Origin of the sequence: Bradyrhizobium sp. CW1 (genome assembly GCF_023100665.1) — a bacterium.
Classification (GTDB): Bacteria; Pseudomonadota; Alphaproteobacteria; order Rhizobiales; family Xanthobacteraceae; genus Bradyrhizobium; species Bradyrhizobium canariense_D.
Map to the genome: position 1 here is coordinate 8,002,135 of NZ_CP064684.1, position 21,348 is coordinate 8,023,482.

Annotated in this window: 18 protein-coding genes; 10 read left to right on the forward strand and 8 right to left on the reverse strand. The window is 63.1% G+C overall.

The genetic code is table 11. The features are described from left to right. The first annotated feature begins 165 nt into the window (after positions 1–165). On the forward strand, positions 166–2,955 hold the full coding sequence (locus tag IVB54_RS38210) for a [protein-PII] uridylyltransferase (protein WP_085361945.1): 2,790 nt from the start codon (positions 166–168) through the stop codon (positions 2,953–2,955). 24 nt (positions 2,956–2,979) lie between these two features. On the opposite strand, the gene IVB54_RS38215 is transcribed toward IVB54_RS38210, so the two are convergent. Then, the gene (locus IVB54_RS38215; RefSeq protein WP_018455891.1) at positions 2,980–3,879 is read right to left on the reverse strand and encodes a LysR family transcriptional regulator; all 900 of its coding nucleotides are present in this window, start codon (positions 3,877–3,879) and stop codon (positions 2,980–2,982) included. A 189-nt stretch (positions 3,880–4,068) separates the two neighbouring features. Here IVB54_RS38215 and IVB54_RS38220 point away from each other — a divergent pair, with 189 nt between their 5' ends. Then, a complete protein-coding gene (locus IVB54_RS38220; protein WP_247295911.1) occupies positions 4,069–4,437 on the forward strand; it encodes a nuclear transport factor 2 family protein in 369 nt (122 codons plus the stop codon). 94 nt (positions 4,438–4,531) lie between these two features. Here the strand turns inward: IVB54_RS38220 and IVB54_RS38225 are convergent, their stop codons facing one another. Further along, positions 4,532–5,062 carry a methylated-DNA--[protein]-cysteine S-methyltransferase gene (locus IVB54_RS38225; protein ID WP_018455889.1) on the reverse strand — a complete coding sequence of 177 codons (531 nt, stop codon included), beginning with the start codon at positions 5,060–5,062 and terminating at the stop codon, positions 4,532–4,534. Positions 5,063–5,152: 90 nt separating this feature from the next. Between IVB54_RS38225 and IVB54_RS38230 the strand changes: the two genes are divergently transcribed. From IVB54_RS38230 to IVB54_RS38240, 3 genes are all read left to right on the forward strand, one after another. Next, positions 5,153–5,515, forward strand: a complete 363-nt coding sequence (locus IVB54_RS38230; protein WP_231189569.1) for a DUF1304 domain-containing protein — start codon at positions 5,153–5,155, stop codon at positions 5,513–5,515. 135 nt (positions 5,516–5,650) lie between these two features. Further along, positions 5,651–6,877, forward strand: coding sequence for an ABC transporter substrate-binding protein (locus IVB54_RS38235; protein ID WP_026233046.1), 1,227 nt, complete (start codon positions 5,651–5,653; stop codon positions 6,875–6,877). Positions 6,878–7,108: 231 nt separating this feature from the next. After that, positions 7,109–8,335, forward strand: coding sequence for an ABC transporter substrate-binding protein (locus IVB54_RS38240; protein WP_085385519.1), 1,227 nt, complete (start codon positions 7,109–7,111; stop codon positions 8,333–8,335). Positions 8,336–8,419: 84 nt separating this feature from the next. Here IVB54_RS38240 and IVB54_RS38245 read toward each other — a convergent pair whose 3' ends face one another. Next, a complete protein-coding gene (locus tag IVB54_RS38245) occupies positions 8,420–8,845 on the reverse strand; it encodes a DUF1330 domain-containing protein (protein WP_018455884.1) in 426 nt (141 codons plus the stop codon). Positions 8,846–9,012: 167 nt separating this feature from the next. On the opposite strand from IVB54_RS38245, the gene IVB54_RS38250 reads away from it, so the two are divergent. Together IVB54_RS38250 and IVB54_RS38255 are read left to right on the forward strand one after the other, a co-directional pair. Next, positions 9,013–11,226: a penicillin-binding protein 1A gene (locus IVB54_RS38250; RefSeq protein ID WP_018455883.1), complete on the forward strand. Its 2,214-nt coding sequence runs from the start codon at positions 9,013–9,015 to the stop codon at positions 11,224–11,226. Between the two features lie 355 nt (positions 11,227–11,581). Next, a complete protein-coding gene (locus IVB54_RS38255; protein ID WP_247295909.1) occupies positions 11,582–12,241 on the forward strand; it encodes a hypothetical protein in 660 nt (219 codons plus the stop codon). A gap of 175 nt (positions 12,242–12,416) precedes the next feature. Here IVB54_RS38255 and IVB54_RS38260 read toward each other — a convergent pair whose 3' ends face one another. The 4 genes from IVB54_RS38260 to IVB54_RS38275 form a co-directional block, all read right to left on the reverse strand. After that, on the reverse strand, positions 12,417–13,256 hold the full coding sequence (locus IVB54_RS38260; RefSeq protein ID WP_026233044.1) for a SprT family zinc-dependent metalloprotease: 840 nt from the start codon (positions 13,254–13,256) through the stop codon (positions 12,417–12,419). A gap of 217 nt (positions 13,257–13,473) precedes the next feature. Continuing rightward, a complete protein-coding gene (gene phaZ, locus IVB54_RS38265) occupies positions 13,474–14,802 on the reverse strand; it encodes a polyhydroxyalkanoate depolymerase (protein ID WP_018455880.1) in 1,329 nt (442 codons plus the stop codon). A 121-nt stretch (positions 14,803–14,923) separates the two neighbouring features. Next, positions 14,924–15,742 carry an ABC transporter permease gene (locus IVB54_RS38270; RefSeq protein WP_247777000.1) on the reverse strand — a complete coding sequence of 273 codons (819 nt, stop codon included), beginning with the start codon at positions 15,740–15,742 and terminating at the stop codon, positions 14,924–14,926. A gap of 109 nt (positions 15,743–15,851) precedes the next feature. Further along, on the reverse strand, positions 15,852–16,655 hold the full coding sequence (locus IVB54_RS38275) for an ABC transporter ATP-binding protein (protein WP_085349757.1): 804 nt from the start codon (positions 16,653–16,655) through the stop codon (positions 15,852–15,854). Between the two features lie 105 nt (positions 16,656–16,760). On the opposite strand from IVB54_RS38275, the gene IVB54_RS38280 reads away from it, so the two are divergent. Continuing rightward, positions 16,761–18,071 (forward strand): ActS/PrrB/RegB family redox-sensitive histidine kinase, encoded by a 1,311-nt coding sequence (locus IVB54_RS38280; RefSeq protein ID WP_018455877.1) that lies wholly within the window; start codon positions 16,761–16,763, stop codon positions 18,069–18,071. Between the two features lie 103 nt (positions 18,072–18,174). After that, positions 18,175–18,729, forward strand: a complete 555-nt coding sequence (locus tag IVB54_RS38285) for an ActR/PrrA/RegA family redox response regulator transcription factor (RefSeq protein ID WP_007598178.1) — start codon at positions 18,175–18,177, stop codon at positions 18,727–18,729. Between the two features lie 120 nt (positions 18,730–18,849). On the opposite strand, the gene IVB54_RS38290 is transcribed toward IVB54_RS38285, so the two are convergent. Beyond that, positions 18,850–19,338: an MmcB family DNA repair protein gene (locus IVB54_RS38290; protein WP_018455876.1), complete on the reverse strand. Its 489-nt coding sequence runs from the start codon at positions 19,336–19,338 to the stop codon at positions 18,850–18,852. Positions 19,339–19,597: 259 nt separating this feature from the next. Here IVB54_RS38290 and IVB54_RS38295 point away from each other — a divergent pair, with 259 nt between their 5' ends. Beyond that, a complete protein-coding gene (locus tag IVB54_RS38295) occupies positions 19,598–21,295 on the forward strand; it encodes an alpha-amylase family protein (RefSeq protein WP_018455875.1) in 1,698 nt (565 codons plus the stop codon). Positions 21,296–21,348 lie beyond the last annotated feature (53 nt).

Consider the following 21,348-nt stretch of genomic DNA (forward strand, 5'->3'; position numbering starts at 1 on the left):
TTGTTTTTCAATGAGTTAGATCTAGAAATCAACGAGAAAATCCATCCCTCGAAAGCGCGCCGGCTGAGAACAGCTTTGCCCAAAGCCGCACCTTTCCAGCATGGAACGACTATTGCGAGAGAATGGCGGGTGACAGCGCCGGCCGCCTCTTATATCCGGTGAGACATGGACAGCGTCGCGACTGAACACAAGGCCGAGGTGGACGATCGCTTCGACACCGCGCGGATCACCGCCGCGGTCGATGCGCTTGCCGAGAAGCACCAGGGACGCGAGGACGCGTTCCGCACGGCCATGGCGCAACTGCTCAAGGCCGAGCTGATTGCCTCGCGCGCTGCGGCACAGACGATCCTGCTGAAGGACCGTCATGGCCGGCGCTGCGCCGAGCGACTGTGCCACGTGCAGGACGAGATCATCCGCATCCTGTATTCGGCCGCGACCCGCCATCTCTACCGCTCGCCGATTCCGAGCGGTGCCGAGCGCATGGCAGTGGTGGCGACCGGCGGCTATGGCCGCGGCCTGATGGCCCCCGAGTCCGACATCGATCTGCTCTTCATCCTGCCCTACAAGCAGACCGCCTGGGGCGAGCAGGTCGCCGAGGCCATTCTCTATTGCCTCTGGGACATGGGGCTGAAGGTCGGTCACGCCACGCGCTCGGTCGACGAGTCGATCCGGCAGGCGCGCGGCGACATGACCATCCGCACCGCGATCCTGGAGACGCGCTTCCTTACCGGAGACCGGCCGCTCTATGACGAGCTGGTTGCCCGCTTCGACAAGGAGGTCGTGCAAGGCACCGCGTCCGAGTTCGTCACCGCGAAACTCGCCGAGCGTGAGGAGCGGCATCGCCGCGGCGGCCAATCGCGTTATCTGGTCGAACCCAACGTCAAGGACGGCAAGGGTGCGCTCCGCGACCTGCACACGCTGTTCTGGATCGCGAAGTACGTCTACCGCGTGAGCGACACCGACGAACTGGTCGACCGCGGCGTGTTCGACGCGCAGGAATACCGCACCTTCCGCCGCTGCGCCGACTTCCTCTGGTCGGTGCGCTGCAATCTTCACTTTTACTCCGGTCGCCCTGAAGAGCGCCTCTCCTTCGACCTCCAGCGCGAGATCGCGGTCCGGCTCGGCTACACCTCGCATCCCGGCATGCAGGACGTCGAACGCTTCATGAAGCACTACTTCCTGGTCGCCAAGGAAGTCGGCAACCTCACCGCCATCCTCTGCGCCAAGCTCGAGGACCAGCAGGCCAAGCCCGCGCCGGTGCTGAGCCGGATGATGGCGCGGCTGCGCCCCACCGCGGTGAAGCGGCGAGTGCCCGACAGCGACGACTTCATCGTCGACAACAACCGCATCAACGTCGCCGCGCCCGACGTGTTCAAGCATGATCCGGTCAATTTGATCCGCATCTTCCGCCTGGCGCAGAAGAACAATCTCGCCTTCCACCCGGACGCGATGCGCGACGTGACGCGTTCGCTCGGCCTGATCAACGCGCAGATGCGCGAGAATCCCGAAGCCAACCGGCTGTTGATGGAGATCCTGACATCCGACAACGCGGAAATCGTGCTGCGGCGGATGAACGAGACCGGCGTGCTCGGCCATTTCATCCGTGCCTTCGGCAAGATCGTCTCGATGATGCAGTTCAACATGTATCATCACTACACCGTCGACGAGCATTTGATCCGCTGCGTCGGGTTCCTCCAGGACATCGAACGCGGCGGCATCGAGGAATTCGCGGTGGCGAGCGACCTGATGCGCAAGATCCGGCCGGAGCATCGCTCCGTGATCTACATTGCGACGCTGCTGCACGACGTCGCCAAGGGCCGGCCCGAGGATCACTCGATCGCCGGCGCCAAGGTGGCGCGACGGCTCTGCCCGCGGCTCGGCTTCAGTCCGGCCGACACCGAGCTCGTGGCCTGGCTGATCGAGGAGCATCTGACGATGTCCACGGTCGCACAGTCGCGCGATCTCTCCGACCGCAAGACCATCGAGAATTTCGCCGCCGTGGTGCAGTCGGTCGAGCAGATGAAGCTCTTGACGATCCTGACCACCGCCGACATCCGCGGCGTCGGCCCAGGCGTGTGGAACGGCTGGAAGGCGCAGCTCTTGCGCTCGCTGTACTACGAGACCGAACCGGTGCTGACGGGTGGCTTCTCGGAGGTAGACCGCGGCAAGCGGCTCACGGCCGCGTATGCCGAATTCCGTAACGCCTTCGCGGAATGGCCGGCGGAAGAGCTCGACGCCTATATCGCCCGGCACTATCCGGCCTATTGGCTCAAGGTCGAGCTGCCGCGCAAGATCCGCCACGCGCGCTTCGTCCGTGCCAGCGAGCAGGCGGGCCACAAGCTCGCGATCAATGTCGGCTTCGACGAGGTGCGTGGCGTCACCGAGCTGACCATCTTCGCCGCCGACCATCCCTGGCTGCTGTCGATCATCGCAGGCGCCTGTGCCTCGGCCGGTGCCAACATCGTCGATGCCCAGATCTACACCACGACCGACGGTCGCGCGCTCGACACCATCTCGATTTCCAGGGAATACGACCGCGACGAGGACGAGGGACGGCGCGCCACACGCATCGGCGAGATGATCGAGGACGTGCTGGAAGGCAAGCTGCGTCTGCCCGAAGTGGTGGCCCGGCGCACCGTGCGCGGCAAGGCGCGGCCGTTCGTGATCGAGCCGGAAGTGACCATCAACAACCAATGGTCCGACCGCTACACAGTGATCGAAATGTCCGGCCTCGACCGCCCCGGGCTGCTCTACGAGCTGACCACCGCGATCTCGAAGCTCAACCTCAACATCGCCTCGGCCCATGTCGCGACCTTCGGCGAGCGCGCGCGCGACGTGTTCTACGTCACCGATCTCCTGGGCGCACAGATCAGCGCGCCGACACGTCAGGCCGCGATCAAGAGCGCGCTGACCCACGTGATGGCCGGCGACAAGGCGGTTCAGCCAGCGGCCTGACTTCTCTCGTCATTCCCCGCTGAATCATCGCGCCGACTTTTGTTCGGAGAATCGCAGCGCGTTCACCAGCGCAGACAGCGTCGCCGGTTGATGCCGACGACTGGGATAATACATGAAGAAGCCCGGAATTGGCGGAGTCCAATCCTCCAGCACCCGGACAAGGCGGCGCTTCGCAACATATTCGGCGACCTGCTCTTCATAAGCGAGTCCCACACCAACCCCGGCGAGCGCCGCCTGGATCACCAGGTGGGTATCGTCAATGATGAGTGGGCCGTTCACGTTGATCGTGACCGACTTTCGTCCCTGCTGAAACTCCCACCGATATGGTCCACCCGCAAGACGCAGCGTAACGCACCGATGATCGTTCAGATCCTTTGGTTTCTTGGGGATGCTTCGTGAAGCGAAATAGCTTGGCGAGCCCACTACCGCCAATCGCAGTTCGGGCGTGAGGCGAACCGCGATCATATCCTTTTGAATGTACTCGCCAAGCTGGATACCGGCATCGAACTCGCCTGCAACAAGGTCCACGGGGCCAGTGACGGTAACAACGTCCAGAACGATGTCCGGGTAGGACTCAGCGAAAGCTCTCAACCGCGGCAACAACACCATCACGGCAGCTGATCGTGACATTACGATTCGGAGACGACCTTCGGGTCGCTGCCGAACACTTCGGGCCTTGTCGAGGGCGTGACGAATTTGCTCAAGCGCCGGAGACAAGTCTTCCAAAAGAGCTGCCCCCGCAGCGGTTGGCGCAACGCTCTTGGTTGTTCGAGCGAGCAGCTGCAGCTCAAGCCGTTGCTCAAGCCTCCGGATTGTGTGACTCAAGGCAGACTGAGACACACCCAGCTTTATCGCAGCGCGCGTAAAGCTTCGTTCACTGGCCACGATTGCGAACGTCGCGAGCTCGTTCAATTCGTTTGTCATCGTCTATGAATATCGATCATAAGCCCATGCCGCGCAAGTCGGCTGGCTTCATAAACAACTATGCCGTAGGCTCCCACCCGCAATTCGACGACCTACGGTGCTTTTCTGCACGGGCGCCAGGCTGACGCTCGGCACGGCTGGCCGGGCCGGGCCGCATGAATGCCCGGTGTAACGGCTTTGAGGATGACAATGAATACGGACGTTCCCGCCTTGCACTCCCTTGCGCAAACCTATTTCGATGCTGCCTATGAAATGGATGCCGAGAAATTTGCATCCATATTTCACCCCTTGAGTTCCGTGACGAAGGTCGCCGAGGACGGCAACGTGGGCGTGACGCCGATTGCGACCTGGCTGGCAGCGGTCCGCGACATGAAAGCTCCAAAGCAACAGGGCTTCGAGCGAGACGATCAGATCCTGTCGACGGATGTTGAAGGAGAGCTCGCGCTTTTGAAGGTGAAATTGCGCATCCCGCCGCGTTACTTCACAGACCTGTTGTCGTGCTTGAAGGTGAACGGGACCTGGAAGATCGCGCAGAAAGTAATGACGTCGAACGTCTGATGGATTCGGTCACGGCGGGGGAGAGCGGCCGAAGGCTCGCTCGACGGCCCATCGCCGGCCGCCGCCAATCGCTCAACCGTTGTCAAACAGGCGCTTAGACCGCCACGCCTTCATGCCGCAGCAGCCAGCGCTTGCGCTCGAGGCCGCCGCCATACTTCACCAGAGAACCATCGGCGCCGATCAGGCGGTGGCACGGCAGCACCACGCTGATCGGATTGGAGCCGTTGGCATGGCCGACGGCGCGAATGGCTTTGGGCGTGTCGATCCTTGCGGCGAGCGCGCCGTAACTCATTGTGGTGCCGGCAGGGATTTGCGCCAATGCATTCCAGACCTTCTGCTGGAACGGCGTGCCGGCGATGCGCCAGGCGATGTCTGAGAGCTGGCCGAGATCGCCGTCGAAATAGTCCGACAGCGCAGTCCGCATGGCCGCGGGCGCGGGCTGGTCACTCAGGTCCACCAGACCGTAATGCAGGCGCAAGAGCTCGCGCATGCGGTGCTCGTAATCCTCCCAGTCGAGCGCGCGCAAGGCGCCCTCAGCGTCGGTGATCAGCAGCGCGATCCCGATCGGCGTCGCCAGCCGATCGAGGCCGAAGCTTACAGGCGGTTTGGTCGGTCGCGCGGGCATTGCGGCACCATTGCATCGAAACACGCCATCGCACTTGCCACGCCAGCCGTGCTAGCGTCCACCCGAAAGCTGACGCTGGGGGAGCTCAACTTGATCTGGATCGCGAATATCCTGGTGGCGCTGGTCGCCGCACTGCACGCTTACTTCCTGATCCTGGAGATGTTGCTCTGGGACAAGCCGCAGGGCTTGAAGGTTTTCCGCAACACGCCGGAGAAGGCAGCGATCACCAAGGTGCTGGCCGCGAACCAGGGACTCTATAACGGTTTCCTGGCCGCCGGCCTGGTCTGGGGGCTGGTGCACGGCAATCCGGCCTTCGCGTTCCAGATCAAGGCGTTCTTCCTGCTCTGCGTGATCGTGGCCGGCGCTTATGGCGCGGCGACCGTCAGCACGCGGATCCTGATCGTGCAGGCGCTGCCGGCGGCGCTCGCGCTGTTGGCCTTGTTCCTGACCTGAGATGCCATAGCGCGGCACCGCGATCCTTGCGCGGCGCCTGCCGTTCCTCCACAATCTCCGACAGCGATGGCGACCGTTGGCAATCAACGGGACAAGACCGTCGGTCGGAAATTCCGTCAGGAGGAACAAGCCCACATGAGCAATCGCAGAGCCTTCATCACCGCCACGGCGGCGCTCGCCTTCGCGTTCTCCGCCAACCAAGCTCTCGCCCAGAAGAAATACGACACCGGCGCGAGCGACACCGAGATCAAGATCGGCCAGACCGTGCCGTTCTCCGGGCCCTATTCCGTCTACGCCAATATCGGCAAGACCCAGGCCGCCTACTTCAAGATGATCAACGATCAGGGCGGCATCAACGGCCGCAAGATCAATCTGATCCAGTATGACGACGCCTATTCGCCGCCGAAGACGGTCGAGCAGGTGCGCAAGCTCGTCGAAGGCGACGAGGTGCTGTTCACCTTCCAGATCATCGGCACGGCCGCGAACGCTGCCGTGCAAAAATATCTCAACGGCAAGAAGATCCCGCAACTGCTGGCCTCGACCGGCGCCGCGCGCTTCAACGATCCGCAGAACTATCCCTGGACCATCGCCTATAATCCCAACTACGTGTCCGAGGGACGCATCTACGCCAAGTACATCCTCAAGGAGCATCCGAACGCCAAGATCGGCGTGCTCTACCAGAACGACGACATGGGCCGCGACTATCTCGCCGGCCTCAAGAGCGGTCTCGGCGACAAGGCCGCCAGCATGATCGTCGGCGAGGTGTCCTACGAGGTCACCGATCCGACGGTGGACTCGCAGGTGGTCAAACTGAAGTCGTTGGGCGCCGATCTTTTCTATGATGCCTCGACACCCAAATTCGCGGCGCAGGCGATCAAGAAGGTCGCCGAGCTCGGCTGGACGCCGGTGCACATTCTCGACATCAACGCGAGCCCGATCTCGGCGACGTTGAAGCCGGCCGGTCTCGACATCTCCAAGGGCATCATCTCCACCCAATACGGCAAGGAGCCCGGCGATCCGCAGTGGAAGGACGATCCGGGCGTGAAAGCGTTCTTTGCCTTCATGGACAAGTATTTCCCCGAAGGGGACAAGCTCAATACCGTCAACACCTATGCTTATTCAGTCGCCGAATTGCTGACGCAGGTGCTGAAACAGTGCGGCGACGACCTGTCGCGTGAGAACGTGATGAAGCAGGTCGCTAACATCAAGGACTTCACCCCGAGCTTCGCGCTACCCGGCATCAAGATCAACACCGGGCCGAACGACTACCGCGTCAACAAGCAGATGCAGATGATGAAGTTCAACGGCGAACGCTGGGAGCTGTTCGGCCCGATCATGGAGGATGCGGGTCCAGCGGGTTAGCCTCTCGGATATCTCATAGGGCGGGTTACGCCCGGCGGACTGCACTTCGCGCATCCGCCGGCGCTGCCCACCTTACAAACCTGCTGCGCAGCCGCGCATGCTACGAACTGCGGGCGCACGCCCAAACTTGCGTTGCAACAACGCCTCATCCACTATCGCCGTCAGCGGTGACATCAGGTGCGCACAGGCGCACCTGATTGATCACCGGCAACAAACATTGAGGAAATGCGAATGAGGAATGGAATGCTGCATCTGGCCACGGCAACGGCGCTGACCCTGGCGCTATCGGTCTCGGCGGCCAATGCCCAGAAGAAATATGATCCGGGGGCCAGCGATACCGAGATCAAAGTCGGCCAGACCGTGCCGTTCTCGGGACCGGCATCGGCCTACGCGTCGATCGGCAAGACCCAGGCCGCCTATTTCAAAATGATCAACGACCAGGGCGGCATCAACGGCCGCAAGATCAATCTGATCCAGTATGACGACGCTTACTCGCCGCCAAAAGCAGTGGAGCAGGTGCGCAAGCTGGTCGAGAGCGACGAGGTGCTCTTGACCTTCCAGATCATCGGCACGCCATCGAATGCGGCCGTGCAAAAATATCTCAACTCCAAGAAAGTGCCGCAGCTGTTCGCGGCCACCGGCGCCTCGAAGTTCACGGACCCGAAGAACTTTCCGTGGACGATGGGCTACAACCCTAACTATTTCGTCGAGGGCCGCATCTACGGCCAGTACATCCTGAAGGAATATCCAAACGCCAAAGTCGGCGTGCTCTATCAGAACGATGATCTCGGCAAGGACTATCTGAACGGCATCAAGGCCGGGCTCGGCGACAAGGCCGCCAAGATGATCGTCAACGAGTCCTCCTACGAAGTCTCGGACCCGACCGTCGATTCGCAGATCCTCAAGATCAAGGATGCCGGCGCCGATCTGTTCTTCAGCGCCAGCACGCCGAAGCAAGCGGCGCAGGCGATCAAGAAGATCGGCGAGATCGGCTGGAAGCCGGTGCAGATCGTCGACATCAACGCCACCTCGGTCGGCGCGGTGATGAAGCCTGCCGGTCTCGACGCCGCCAAGGGCGTGATCAGCGTCAATTACGGCAAGGATCCGCTCGATCCGACCTGGAAGGACGATGCCGGCCTGAAGAAGTATTTCGACTTCATGGCGAAGTACTATCCGGACGGCGACAAGGATTCGAACTTCAATACCTACGGCTACGGTACCGCCCAGCTTTTGGCCCACGTGCTGCAGCAGTGCGGCGACAACCTGACGCGCGAAAACGTCATGAAGCAGGCGGCTTCGCTGAAGGACGTGACCAGCGATATCGCCCTGCCCGGCATCAAGGCCAACACCTCGGCGACCGACTACCGCGTCAACAAGCAGCTTCAGATGATGAAGTTCAACGGCGAACGCTGGGAGCTGTTCGGCCCGCTCCTGGAAGATGCGGGTCCGGCGGGTTAGTTTTCTCGGAGCAAGCAGGTGAGGCGTGGATGGCCGAGTCAAGCCCGGCCATCCACCTTGAGGAGGGAGTTCCGCCGACGCCGCTCAGGCCGGCACCTCGCCAAAGTTCTTGCCCACCGGCAGCACCGCGTGCCGAATGAGCCGTGAATCCTCCACGGCGGCCTGCCTGTGCTTAACCGCTTCGCGATAGACGGGATCGCGGATCATCTCGACGAACGCGGCGACGCTTGGGTATTCGGCGATGAAGCAATGGTCCCAGCGCTCAGTCTCGGGGCCGATCAGCATCAACTCGAATTTGCCTTGCCAGACGATGCGGCCGCCGAGGCGTTCGAACACCGGGCCGCTCTCGCGGCCATAGGCCGCATAGGCTTCCGCGCCGCTCGCCTTGCGGCCATCTGGATAGGCTGCCTCCTTGCGTAAGCGCACCAGGTTGAGCATGTGGATCGGGCCGGGACGGTCGTTGTCCCGGAACTGCGCGAAAATCTCCTTGGTTGGATCGATGTGGCCCATCTGAGTTTCCTTTTCTTTTATGCCGGCGATCCTAGCTCTGCCGACCTCCCAGCGGAACTGCGGCCAGCGAATGCCGCACCTCCTAATCGCGCGTTAAGCTCTGGGTAACCGGGCCTTAAACAGCGACCGCTAGCGTGCGGCGGGGCGGGCTGACCGGGCGTTTGCGTATGGGGTTGGGAAAGAAAAAGGGTGGGCGGAAGGAGCCGTTGTTCGGCTTGCCTGCGGCACTCGCCGATCTGCGCCTGACCGCGGCCGACCGCATTCCTGGCGGCGATGAGAAGCCGAAGAAATCAACGAAGTCATCTGCCAAGCGCAAGAGCGAGGATGCCGGCGACGAGCCGCCGCGCGAGCGGAAGGCGCCAGCCGGCCGCGGCAGCCCCAAGCGGCGATCGAAGTCACGCATCGGCGCGAGCCTTGGTCGCCTGGTCTATTGGGGCGCGGTGCTGGGCCTATGGGGCGCCATCGCCGTGATCGGCGTCGTGATCTATGTCGGCGCTCATCTGCCGCCGATCCAGTCGCTGGAAATCCCCAAGCGGCCGCCGACGATCCAGATCGTCGGCATGGACGGCAGCATGCTGGCGCAACGCGGCGAGATGGCCGGCGCCAACGTCTCGCTGAAGGATCTGCCGCAATATCTGCCCAAGGCGTTCATCGCCATCGAGGATCGCCGCTTCTATTCGCATTTCGGCATCGATCCCGTGGGCATCCTCCGCGCGCTCGTCACCAACGTGCTCCATCGCGGCGTGTCGCAGGGCGGCTCGACGCTGACGCAGCAATTGGCGAAAAACCTGTTCCTGACCCAGGAGCGCACCATGGCGCGCAAGCTGCAGGAAGCGGAGCTCGCGATCTGGCTGGAGCGCAAGCATTCCAAGAACGAGATCTTGGAGCTCTATCTCAACCGCGTCTATTTCGGCTCCGGCGCCTACGGCGTCGAGGCCGCCGCGCAGCGCTATTTCGGCAAATCGGCCAAGAACGTCACCGTCGCGGAAGCGGCGATGCTGGCCGGTCTCGTCAAATCGCCCTCGCGGCTCGCGCCCAACCGCAACCCCGAGGGCGCAGAAGCGCGCGCGAAAATCGTGCTCACGGCGATGGCGGATGCCAAATTCATCACCGAAGCGCAGGCGCAGGCCTCGATCGGCCAACCCTCCTACAATGTGAAGCCGGTCGGCGCCGGCACGGTCAATTACGTCGCCGACTGGATCGGCGAGGTGCTGGACGATCTGGTCGGCCAGATCGACGAGAGCATCAAGGTCGAGACCACGATCGATCCGAAGCTCCAGAGCGTGGCGGAAGCCGCCATCATCGACGAGCTCGCGGCCAAGAGCGTGAAATTCAATGTCAGCCAGGGCGCACTGGTGGCGATGACGCCCGACGGCGCGGTTCGCGCCATGGTGGGCGGGCGGAACTATTCCGAGAGCCAGTACAACCGCGCGGTCACCGCCAGGCGCCAGCCGGGCTCCTCGTTCAAGCCGTTCGTGTACCTGACCGCGCTCGAGCAGGGGCTGACGCCCGACACGGTCCGCCAGGACGCGCCGATCGAGGTCAAGGGCTGGAGGCCTGAGAACTACACCCACGAATATTTCGGCGCGGTGACGCTGACCCAGGCGCTCGCGATGTCGCTCAACACGGTCGCCATTCGCCTCGGCCTCGAGGTCGGGCCGAAGAACGTGGTGCGCACCGCGCACCGGCTCGGCATCTCCTCGAAACTCGAGCCCAACGCCTCGATCGCGCTCGGCACCTCCGAAGTCTCGATGGTCGAGCTGGTCGGCGCCTATGCACCCTTCGCCAATGGCGGCTTCACGGCGACGCCGCATGTCGTCACGCGGATCAGGACGCTCAGTGGCAAGCTGCTCTACATGCGCCAGGCGGACGAGCACAACCAGGTGGTCGACCCGCGCTATGTCGGCATGATGAACGCGATGATGCGGGAAACGCTGATCAGCGGCACCGCCAAGAAGGCGGAGATCCCGGGCTGGCCAGCGGCCGGCAAGACCGGCACCAGCCAGGACTACCGCGACGCCTGGTTCATCGGCTACACCGCCAACCTCGTCACCGGCGTGTGGCTCGGCAATGACGACAACTCGCCGACCAAGAAGGCCACCGGCGGCGGCTTGCCGGTCGAAGTCTGGTCGCGCTTCATGCGCACAGCGCACGAGGGCGTGCCGGTAGCAGCCTTGCCGAGCTCTCCAGGTGGCTGGGGCCTGTCGAACCTGGCGCAGGCGACGTCGCAGGTGTCGCCGCCAACAGCGGCAGCGCCCGGACCCGCACCGGCCAGCAACGGCGGCTATCGCCCACCCCCCACGCGCGCCAATGCGCGACCGGAGGCAGCCGCAGGACTCGATGGCTGGCTGATGGACCGGCTGTTCGGCGGGAATCGCTAGCGCCGACCTGAGGTCCGGGTGACCTCAAAACAAAAACAAGCGAAAACAACCCCATGCACAGTAGCCGAGGATAACGAAATCAACGGCTTGCGTGAGGCGCAAGACGGCTGATTCTGACAGCAAAGCCATTTGACACCTCGGGCAAAACAGAACCGTTCCGCCATCATCCCGAACGCGGCCGCTATCTCGGCTCTCCCGGTTCGCCACCGGTGTCGTCTTCGGCAAGTCCTGCCTACCATGGCAAAATCGGCCGATCCCCGCAGCTCCCGGAACGCAAAAACACCAGTCTCTTCAAGCTCCGGTCGGCGGCCCGGGATTTGCTCTCACAGGTTGAGCAAGTATCGGAGAGCGTTCCATGATGTCGGGTGTATCCAGCGCGGCGTTGCCTCATCTGCGACCCGCATCAACGTCCGCTTCGAATAGGACATCGAGTCTTCAGCCGGCGGGACCGGATGCGACTGATGCTGCGACCGACGGCTTTCGGATTGACGTCTCGCAGGTCAAGCCCCTGACAGGCGCCAAGTCGATATCGGCGGCGGACAATCCTCACCTGCGCGACCTCATGGCATCGAACTGGCTGATGACCCATGACACGAGCGCAACTCAGTCGGTCGTCTCGGACGATGCCCCTGAGAACACCTATGCTCAGGTGAAGGTCGACGGCAAGGTGGTCGCCACCCTGTACAATGGCGGGTCCTCAACGATGACCAACGAGGCGGCTGGAAAGATCGGCAAGCTGGAGGATCCACCCGATCTGAGTGGACCGGATCTGGCGCAGTGGCGGGCCGACAGATACGCCGAGCGGCTCGGTGGCACCGTTGAAAAAGCTTCCACCGCGATCACGCAATCGCAATGGACCCCGCGTGAAAGCAGCTCCGCAACCTATAGCCGCGATCAACTCGACGCAGCCTTCCAGGCGATGCTGGCCGAGGGCCAGAAGGCCGGCGTGCAATTGCAGTCATCCTATCTCGCCTCGCGCACGCAGCCGGGGACAAGCGCGGATGTCAGCGCCTGAGCAGAGGGATGAATTGAGTACGCGCGGACGTCGCTGCATTCTCAACTGTCATTCCCGCGAACGCGGGAATCCAGTACGCCGCGGCCTCTCGGTTCAATAACAACCGCCTCGGAACACTGGATCGCCCGGTCGAGCCGGGCGATGACAGCGTCAGATGGAGGTTGGCAGCGAGGGCCTAATCCTCGACCCCGTAGCGGTGCAGGTCGTTGCCGTACGTATCGAGCCACTTCTTGGCGCGCTCCATCGACGGGCAGACCTTGCCGCAGACGCGCCAGAACCGCGCCGAGTGGTTCATCTCAACGAGATGGGCGACCTCGTGGGCGGCGAGATAGTCGAGCACGTAGGGCGGCGCGAGGATCAGGCGCCAGGAGAACGACAGCGAGCCGGCCGAGGTGCAGGAGCCCCAACGACTGGATTGATCGCGGATCGAGAGCCGCTTGACCTTGACGCCGAGCTCGGCGGCATAGGATTCCGCCGCACGCTGAAGGTCGCGGCGAGCCTCGCGCTTGAGGAAGTCGCTGATGCGACGGTCCGCATGCTCGACGCCGCCGGCGACGCAGAGAATGCGCTCCCCGCTGTCGCGCACTTCCGTCCACACCGTACCGCGCGTGCCGGCGCGATGAACGATGCGATGGGCCGTGCCGCGAAGTGGTATCACTGTGCCAGGCTGGAACGGCGCGGCCTTCGGCAAACGGCCGAGACGTGCCGCGATCCACGCGCCGTGGCGCTGCGCGAAGTCTTTTGCTTCGGCGAGCGTGCCGCGCGGCGGCATGGTGAGGATGGCTTCGCGATCGCTCGGATGAATTCTGAGCGTGTAACGGCGCGCGCGGCGATGCCGGCGCAGTCGAATCGCAAAATATTGCGATCCATGGGTGATCAGGAGGGTCTTCGGCTCGTGGGGCCGCCGATAGAGGAGTGCGCGAGTGGCCATGTCTGTCAGTCCGGGGGGCAGGAGAGCGCCCGGATTCTGCCATAACCGCCGCCAGGGAAAGCGCTCGGCGCAAAAACAAATCATTTGCCCAATATACAGGGGTCTGGCGTCCGGGAGACCCTACGGACTGGGGTTGGAACCGGCTTTTTTCGCCCCCGTTCGGCGCATGTGGCACCCCCAAGGGGTGAGGTTGGACTCACTCCTACAAAGCTACCTAAATACCGCGAATCTAGCGGGAACTCGCCCCTGTCGGAGCCTCCGACAGGGCGTCGATTTTCAGCGGGAAAGCCGAAAAACGCGATTATTCGGCCGCGAGAGCCTGCAATGAGCTCGGATTCGCCGCCGAGACCATGAAGTCGTGGATGCGCGGCACGATTTCCGATTTGAAGCGCGAGCCATTGAACACGCCGTAATGTCCGACGCCCTTCTGGACGTAATGAACGCGGCGGTGATCGGGAATCGAGCTGCACAATGTGTGCGTTGCTTCGGTCTGACCGATGCCGGAGATGTCGTCGTTCTCGCCTTCGACGGTCATCAACGCGACGCGCGTGACCTTGGAGGGATCGACGCGTGTTCCACGATGGGTCATCTCGCCCTTCGGCAGCGAATGCTTCACGAACACGGTGTCGACGGTCTGCAGGTAATACTCGGCGGAGAGATCCATCACCGCGAGATATTCGTCGTAGAAGTCACGATGCTTGTCGACGAGGTCGCCGTCGCCCTTTACCAGGTTGGCGAATAGCTGCTTGTGGGCATCCATATGCCGGTCGAGATTCATGCTGATGAAGCCGTTGAGCTGCAAGAAGCCCGGATAGACGTCGCGCATCATACCCGGATGCGGGAACGGCACCTTGGTGATGACGTGGTTGCGGAACCAGTCGATGCCGCGCTCCTGGGCCAGGTTGTTCACCGCAGTCGGATTGCGCCGGGTGTCGATCGGGCCGCCCATCAGCGTCATCGAGGTCGGCACAAAGGGATCGCGTAGCGCTTCCATAATCGAAACGGCAGCGACGACGGGAACCGAGGGCTGGCACACCGCCAGCACATGCGTGTTGCCGCCGAGGACATGCAGCATCTCGATGACGTAGTCGATGTAGTCGTCAAGATCGAAGCGGCCGTCGCTGAGCGGCACCATGCGGGCATCGGCCCAATCGGTGATGTAGACCTCATGCGCCGGCAGGAAAGCCTCGACGGTACCGCGGAGGAGCGTCGCGTAATGGCCGGACATCGGAGCGACGATCAGCACGCGTGGATGCGGACTGCGCAGTGGACGGGCGAACTTGCGATCGAAGTAGAGCAGGCGGCAGAACGGCTTTTCCCAGACCGAGCGGACCTCGACGGGAACGCGGATGCCGTTGACCTCGGTGTCGTTGAGGCCCCATTCCGGCTTGCCGTAGCGGCGGGTGGTGCGTTCGAACAATTCGCAGGCCGCGGCAACCGACTTGCCAACCTCGGTGCGTGCCCAAGGGTTCAGCGGATTCTGAAACAGGAGCTTGGTCGCGTCCGTGATCGCACGCGCCGGATTGAGAGAGGCTTGCCCCATCTCGTACATCCAGTACATCGGCGTCGTCAGGACAGGACTGCCTTCGGCCACCAGGGGCGGCGCCCCGCCAAACTCACCAATCGGCATCGCTATATTCCTCTTCGCATCGCAGCATACTGCCGAATGCGTAATATTGCGTCAATGCATGGTTCCGTACATCTACGTGGCCGAGGTGCCCAAACCGGGCAGAATCCACGAGAAAGTGACGTTATTCGCCGCCTGACAGCAGCGAGCCCTGCATCCTGGCGCTGCGCAAAAGGGCAAGGAATGCCCCAAAAGATGCAAGCAACAGCACCGCGTTGATGGCCAACGCGCTCAGCATCAGATCGGTCCTGAAGGTGTTTTCGATCAGCAGCGCGCGCATCCCTTCGAACACGTAGGTCGGCGGCAGCGTCCAGGCGATGTATTGCAACCAGACCGGCAGCACGCTGACGGGATAGTAGACGCAGGCGAGCGGCATGATGCCGAACATCAAGGTCCAGACGATGCTCTCGGCGCCGAGGCCGTTTCGCAGCACCAGTCCGGAGACGAAAATGCCGACCGACCAGCTCGTGAAGATCAGATTGCAGAAGAACGCGATCAGCGGCACGCCGAGCGCATAAACATTGAAGTGAAACAGGAATAACGCGAGCAGCGTCATGGGGATGACGCCGATCGCGAGCCGGATCAGGCTCATGATCATCAGGGACAGCAGAAATTCGATCGGCTTCAACGGGCTCATCATGAGATTGCCGAGGTTGCGCGCCCACATCTCTTCCAGGAACGAGATCGAAAAGCCGAGCTGCCCGCGAAACAGGATGTCCCAGAGAATGACGGCGCCGATCAGGGTGCCGCCGGCACGCGCGAAGAAGTGGGCATTCTGCGCGATGTAAAGCTGCAGAAAGCCCCAGGTGATGACCTGCAGCGCCGGCCAGTAGAGCAGCTCGAGCAGCCGCGGCCAGGACGACAGCAACAGGTACCAATAGCGCAGGATCATCGCGCCAATGCGGTGGACGGAGATGCCGCGGTGGAGGGAGAGTTCGGTCATTGCGGCACCGCGTAGCCCGAATGAGCGAAGCGATATCCGGGACCTTGCTGGCGGCGTTCCCGGGTATCGCTTCGCTCACCCGGGCTACGGTCGCAACATACGGCCTGGCTCATCGTGCCACCTCCTGCGCGCCGTTCACCCTTCCGCGCGCGACGTCCAGAAACACCTCTTCCAGCGTGGTGCGGTTGTAGCGGGCCATGATGGCTTCGGGCGTATCGTCGTCCTCGATACGGCCGCGCTTCATGATGATGACGCGATCGCAGAGCCGCTCGACCTCGAGCATGTTGTGCGACGCCAAGAGGATGGTGGCGTTGTTCGCCATGCGATAACGCTCCAGATGCCCCCGGACCCAGTCGGCGGTGTCGGGATCGAGCGAGGCGGTCGGCTCGTCCAGCAACAGCAGCTCGGGCTGGTTGATCAGCGCCTTGGCAAGCGCAACGCGCGTCTTTTGTCCTGCGGAGAGCTTGCCGTTGGCGCGGTCGATGAACTCGGTGAGATCGAGATCGTCGGCGAGCTCAGCGATGCGATCGGAGAGGTTCTTCACCGCATAGAGCTTGCCGAACACCGTGAGGTTCTGACGCACCGTGAGCCGCATCGGCATGTCGACATAGGGGCTCTCGAAGTTCATCCGACCCAGCACGGACGCGCTGTCCTCCGGCATCCGATGCCCGAGCACCTGCACGCGGCCGGAGGTCGGCAGCACGAGGCCCATGATCGTCGCGATGGTCGTGGTCTTGCCGGCGCCGTTGCCGCCCAGCAGCCCGGTGATGCTGCCGCGCGGAAGCGAAAAGGAGATGTCGTCGACGGCGCGGGTCTGCTTGTAGACCTTGACCAGGTGATCGACCGCGATTGCCGCGGAGAGGCTGCGATCCGCGACAGTCGGCCAGCTTGAAGCCTTGTCATTCTCCGTCATGCTGGGCGTTCTTCTGCTATTGCAGCGGAGAGCGCAAGGCTTGTAATCCGGCGGTTCCGTGAGCCGCGCGCTTGTGATCGAGAAGGCACCGCCCCATTGGCCGAAATGACCGAACTTGCCGCTTCCGACTTTCGCCCCGCGCAGCGGCATATCCGCCTGGATACGATCCTGCGACTGCGCTGGCTCGCGGTGCTCGGCCAGCTCGCCGCGATCTTCATCGTGGCGCAGGGGCTGGAATTCAATGTCGAGATCGTTCCCTGCGTCAGCATCATCGCCCTGTCGGCGGCGCTCAATCTGGCGCTCCAGACCGTGTCCAATCCGCTGCAGCGGCTGGAGCCGATGCAGGCGGCCGGACTGCTCGCGCTCAACATCGTGGAGCTGGCGGGTCTCCTGTTCTTCACCGGCGGACTCCAGAACCCGTTCTCGTTCCTGTTCCTCGCGCCCGTGCTGATCTCCGCGACGGCGCTGCCGGCCCGCTTCACCTTCGGCCTCGGCGTGCTGGCTGTCGCCTGCGCCTCGGTCCTGTTCTTCTTCCATCTGCCGCTGCCCTGGGATTCTGATGATCCGCTGGTGCTGCCGCCGATCTATCTCGTCGGCGTCTGGCTCTCGATCGCGCTCGCGATCGGCGTGACCAGCCTCTACTCGTTCCAGGTCACCGAGGAGGCGCGCAAGCTCGCCGACGCGCTGGCCGCGACCGAGCTGGTGCTGACGCGCGAGCAGCATCTGACCCAGCTCGACGGCCTGGCCGCAGCCGCAGCGCACGAGCTCGGCACGCCCCTCGCGACGATCTTCCTGATCTCGCGCGAGCTGGAGAAGACGGTGAAGGAGCCGAACTTTGCCGCCGACCTGAAGACCCTGCGCGAGCAGACGCAGCGTTGCCGCGACATATTGAGCAAGATCACCCAGCTCTCCTCCACCGGCGCGCCGTTCGACCGCATGAAGCTGTCGGAGCTGATCGAGGAGGTGGTGGCGCCGCACCGCGATTTCGGCGTCGATATCAAGGTGCGCATCGCCGTCGCCATCGTGGCCGAACCGGTCGGCTCGCGCAATCCGGCGATCCTCTACGGCGTCGGCAATATCGTCGAGAACGCGGTCGATTTCGCCCGCACCACCGTCGAGGTGAATGCGTGGTGGAACAAGGACACAATCGAGCTCGTGATCTCCGACGATGGTCCCGGCATTCCGCCTGACATCCTGAACCGGATCGGCGAGCCCTATTTGTCGCGGCGGCGCAGCAAGGACGAAGGCGGCGGCCTCGGGCTCGGCGTGTTCATCGCGCGCACCTTGCTGGAGCGCACCGGCGCCAAGGTCTCGTTTACCAACCGGACCTTTCCGGACCATGGCGCAGTGGTCCAGATCACGTGGCCGCGAGACCGTTTTGAGGCTATCGAGACCTTCGAAGAAACAATAGGATAGGCCGCGACCTTGCGTCGCACAACGGGGCCGATCGACCATTGGCGCCCTTGGCACCGCCCGATTGCGCCGCCATATGTAGACGCGCTGGAGAGAGGACCAAACCTTGAACGCCATCGCCGAACTGAACGAACAGACCGACCGCTCGCTGCTGATCGTGGAGGACGACAAGCCGTTTCTGGAGCGGCTGTCGCGCGCCATGGAAACGCGCGGCTTTGCGGTGACGTCATGCGACACCGTCTCGGACGGTCTGGCGCAGATCGGCAAGGCGGCGCCGGCATTCGCCGTGGTCGATCTGCGGCTCGGTGATGGCAACGGTCTCGACGTGGTCTCGGCGCTGAAGAAGAAGCGCCCCGACGCCCGCGCGATCGTGCTGACCGGCTATGGCAACATCGCCACCGCCGTCACCGCGGTGAAGATGGGCGCGGTCGATTATCTCTCGAAACCCGCGGACGCCGACGACGTCGTCGCGGCGCTGCTGTCGACCGGCTCGGACAAGTCCGAGTTGCCGGCGAACCCGATGTCGGCCGACCGCGTGCGCTGGGAACACATCCAGCGCATTTACGAGATGTGCAACCGCAACGTCTCGGAGACGGCACGCAGGCTCAACATGCATCGGCGCACGTTGCAGCGGATTTTGGCCAAGCGCGCGCCGCGATAACGGTGCCGTAGGGTGGGCAAGGCGCAAAGCGCCGTGCCCACCATGTCTGCTTCAATCTTTGACCTGGATGGTGGGCACGCTCCGCTTTGCCCACCCTACGGCATCGCGCTCGCGGCGCCGCTATTCCCAAAACTCCGCATGCCCCTGCGGATCGACCAGCCGGTTGATCCGCAACGCCGCCGCCATGGCGAACCGCACCGTCATCTGCTTGCGCGTGGCCGCAGCGAGCTTGTGCTCGGGCGCCTCGCATTGCAGGTGCGCACCATAGGCATCCGCGATGATCAAGCCGGTATCTTGCGGAAAGATCTCGCAAGGCAGGTCCTGCGTGAAGGCGAAGAACAGCCGGTCGCAATGCGCCCGGTATTCGTGCCATTTCTGATCGGCGCGCAAATCCTCCACCGACGATTTGATCTCGACGATCCAGACCTCGCCGCGTTCGTTCAGCGCGACGAGATCGGCGCGTCGCCCCGAGGGCAGCGGCAATTCGCTGATGCAGGTGAAGCCGAGCGAGCGCAGCAACCGCGCCGTCCCGCGCGCGATCGCCAGCGCCGTCTCGGATTGTCGGCGGTCCGGCGGCGGTACGAGGGCAATGCGGGCGGTGTTGTCCATCGGGGGAGGATAGCCGATTCCTCCGTCGTCGTCCTGGCCTAGTGCGCAATTGCGCACGGGAGCCAGGACCATGACCCCAAGGGATCGTTGGTGCACGAGGGGATCACCACCAGTCCTCGTCAAATTTCGGCCTGTGGTATTCGGTCCTGGATCTGCGCTTCGCTTGTCCAGCACGACGGCGGGGTACGGAACCGCTCTCGCTCTTAACACTTATCACGCAGCCGCCGCACCTCGGCGGAACCACCGAGGCTGCGCGCGCATGATCGACGATCTCTGGTACAAGAACGCCATCATCTATTGCCTGTCCGTCGGCACCTATATGGACGCCAACGGCGATGGCATCGGCGATTTCAAGGGCCTGTTGCGCCGGCTCGATTATCTGCACGGCCTCGGCATCACCACGATCTGGCTGATGCCGTTCCAGACCTCGCCCGGCCGCGACGACGGCTACGATGTCGCGGATTATTACAGCGTCGATGCCCGCTACGGCACGCTCGGCGATTTCGTCGAGTTCACTCATGGCTGCAAGCAACGCGGCATTCGCGTCATCATCGATCTCGTCGTCAACCACACCTCCGACCAGCATCCCTGGTTCAAGGCGGCGCGGAGCGACAGGAATTCGCCCTACCGCGATTGGTATGTCTGGTCCGACAAGAAGCCGGCCAACGCCAATCAGGGCATGGTCTTTCCCGGCGTTCAGAAATCGACATGGACGCGCGACAAGGAAGCCGGCGCCTGGTACTTCCACCGCTTCTACGATTTCCAGCCCGACCTCAACACCTCGAACCCGCGCGTGCAGGCCGAGATTTTGAAGATCATGGGCTTCTGGATCCAACTCGGCGTCTCGGGCTTTCGGATGGATGCCGTGCCTTTCGTCATCGCGACCAAAGGCGCCAAAGTGAAAAAGCCGGCCGAACAATACGACATGCTGCGGACGTTCCGTGAATTCCTGCAATGGCGGCAGGGCGATGCCATCATCCTCGCCGAGGCCAACGTGCTGCCGAAGACGGACATGGAATATTTCGGCCGTGATGCCGACCGCATGCATATGATGTTCAATTTCCAGGTCAACCAGCATCTGTTCTATGCGCTGGCCTCGTCCGATTCCCGCCCGCTGGGGAAAGCGCTGAAGGCGACCAAGCCGCGGCCCGCCTCGGCGCAATGGGGCCTGTTCCTGCGCAATCATGACGAGCTCGATCTCGGGCGATTGACCAAGGCGCAGCGCGACACCGTGTTCAAAAGCTTCGGTCCTGACAAGGACATGCAGCTCTACGACCGCGGCATTCGCCGTCGCCTGGCACCGATGCTCGGTGGCGACCGCCGGCGGCTCGAGCTCGCCTACAGCCTGATGTGCACGCTGCCGGGAACGCCCGTGATCCGCTACGGCGACGAGATCGCGATGGGCGATGATCTTTCGCTCCCCGAGCGCAATTGCGCGCGCACGCCGATGCAATGGTCGACGGAGCCGCATGGCGGCTTCACCACCAGCGACAAGCCGGCCTTGCCCGTCATCGACGAAGGACCGTACGGCTATCCGCACGTCAACGTCGCCAAGCAGCGGCGCGATCCCAACTCGATGCTGAACTGGACCGAGCGCATCGTCCGCATGCGCAAGGAGGTGCCGGAGATCGGCTGGGGCGATTTTTCGATCATCGCGACGCGCGATCCCGCCGTGTTCATCATGCGCTATGACTGGCGCAACAATTCCGTGCTGTTCGTGCACAATCTCGACGAGAAGCCGCGCGAGATCGCGTTCTCGGCGGGGCTGCCAGGCGAGGCCGGCGCGCACCTGATCAATCTGCTCGCGGAGGACCACAGCCACGCCGACAAGCGCGGCCAGCACCGCGTCGTGCTGGAGCCCTATGGCTATCGCTGGTACCGCGTCGGCGGATTGGACTATCTGTTGAAGCGGAGCGATATCGACGGGACGGTGCGAGGGAACAAGCATCCGGGGTAGTCAGTGCGACCACGCACTCCGTTGTCGTCCTGGCGAAAGCCAGGACCCATTAC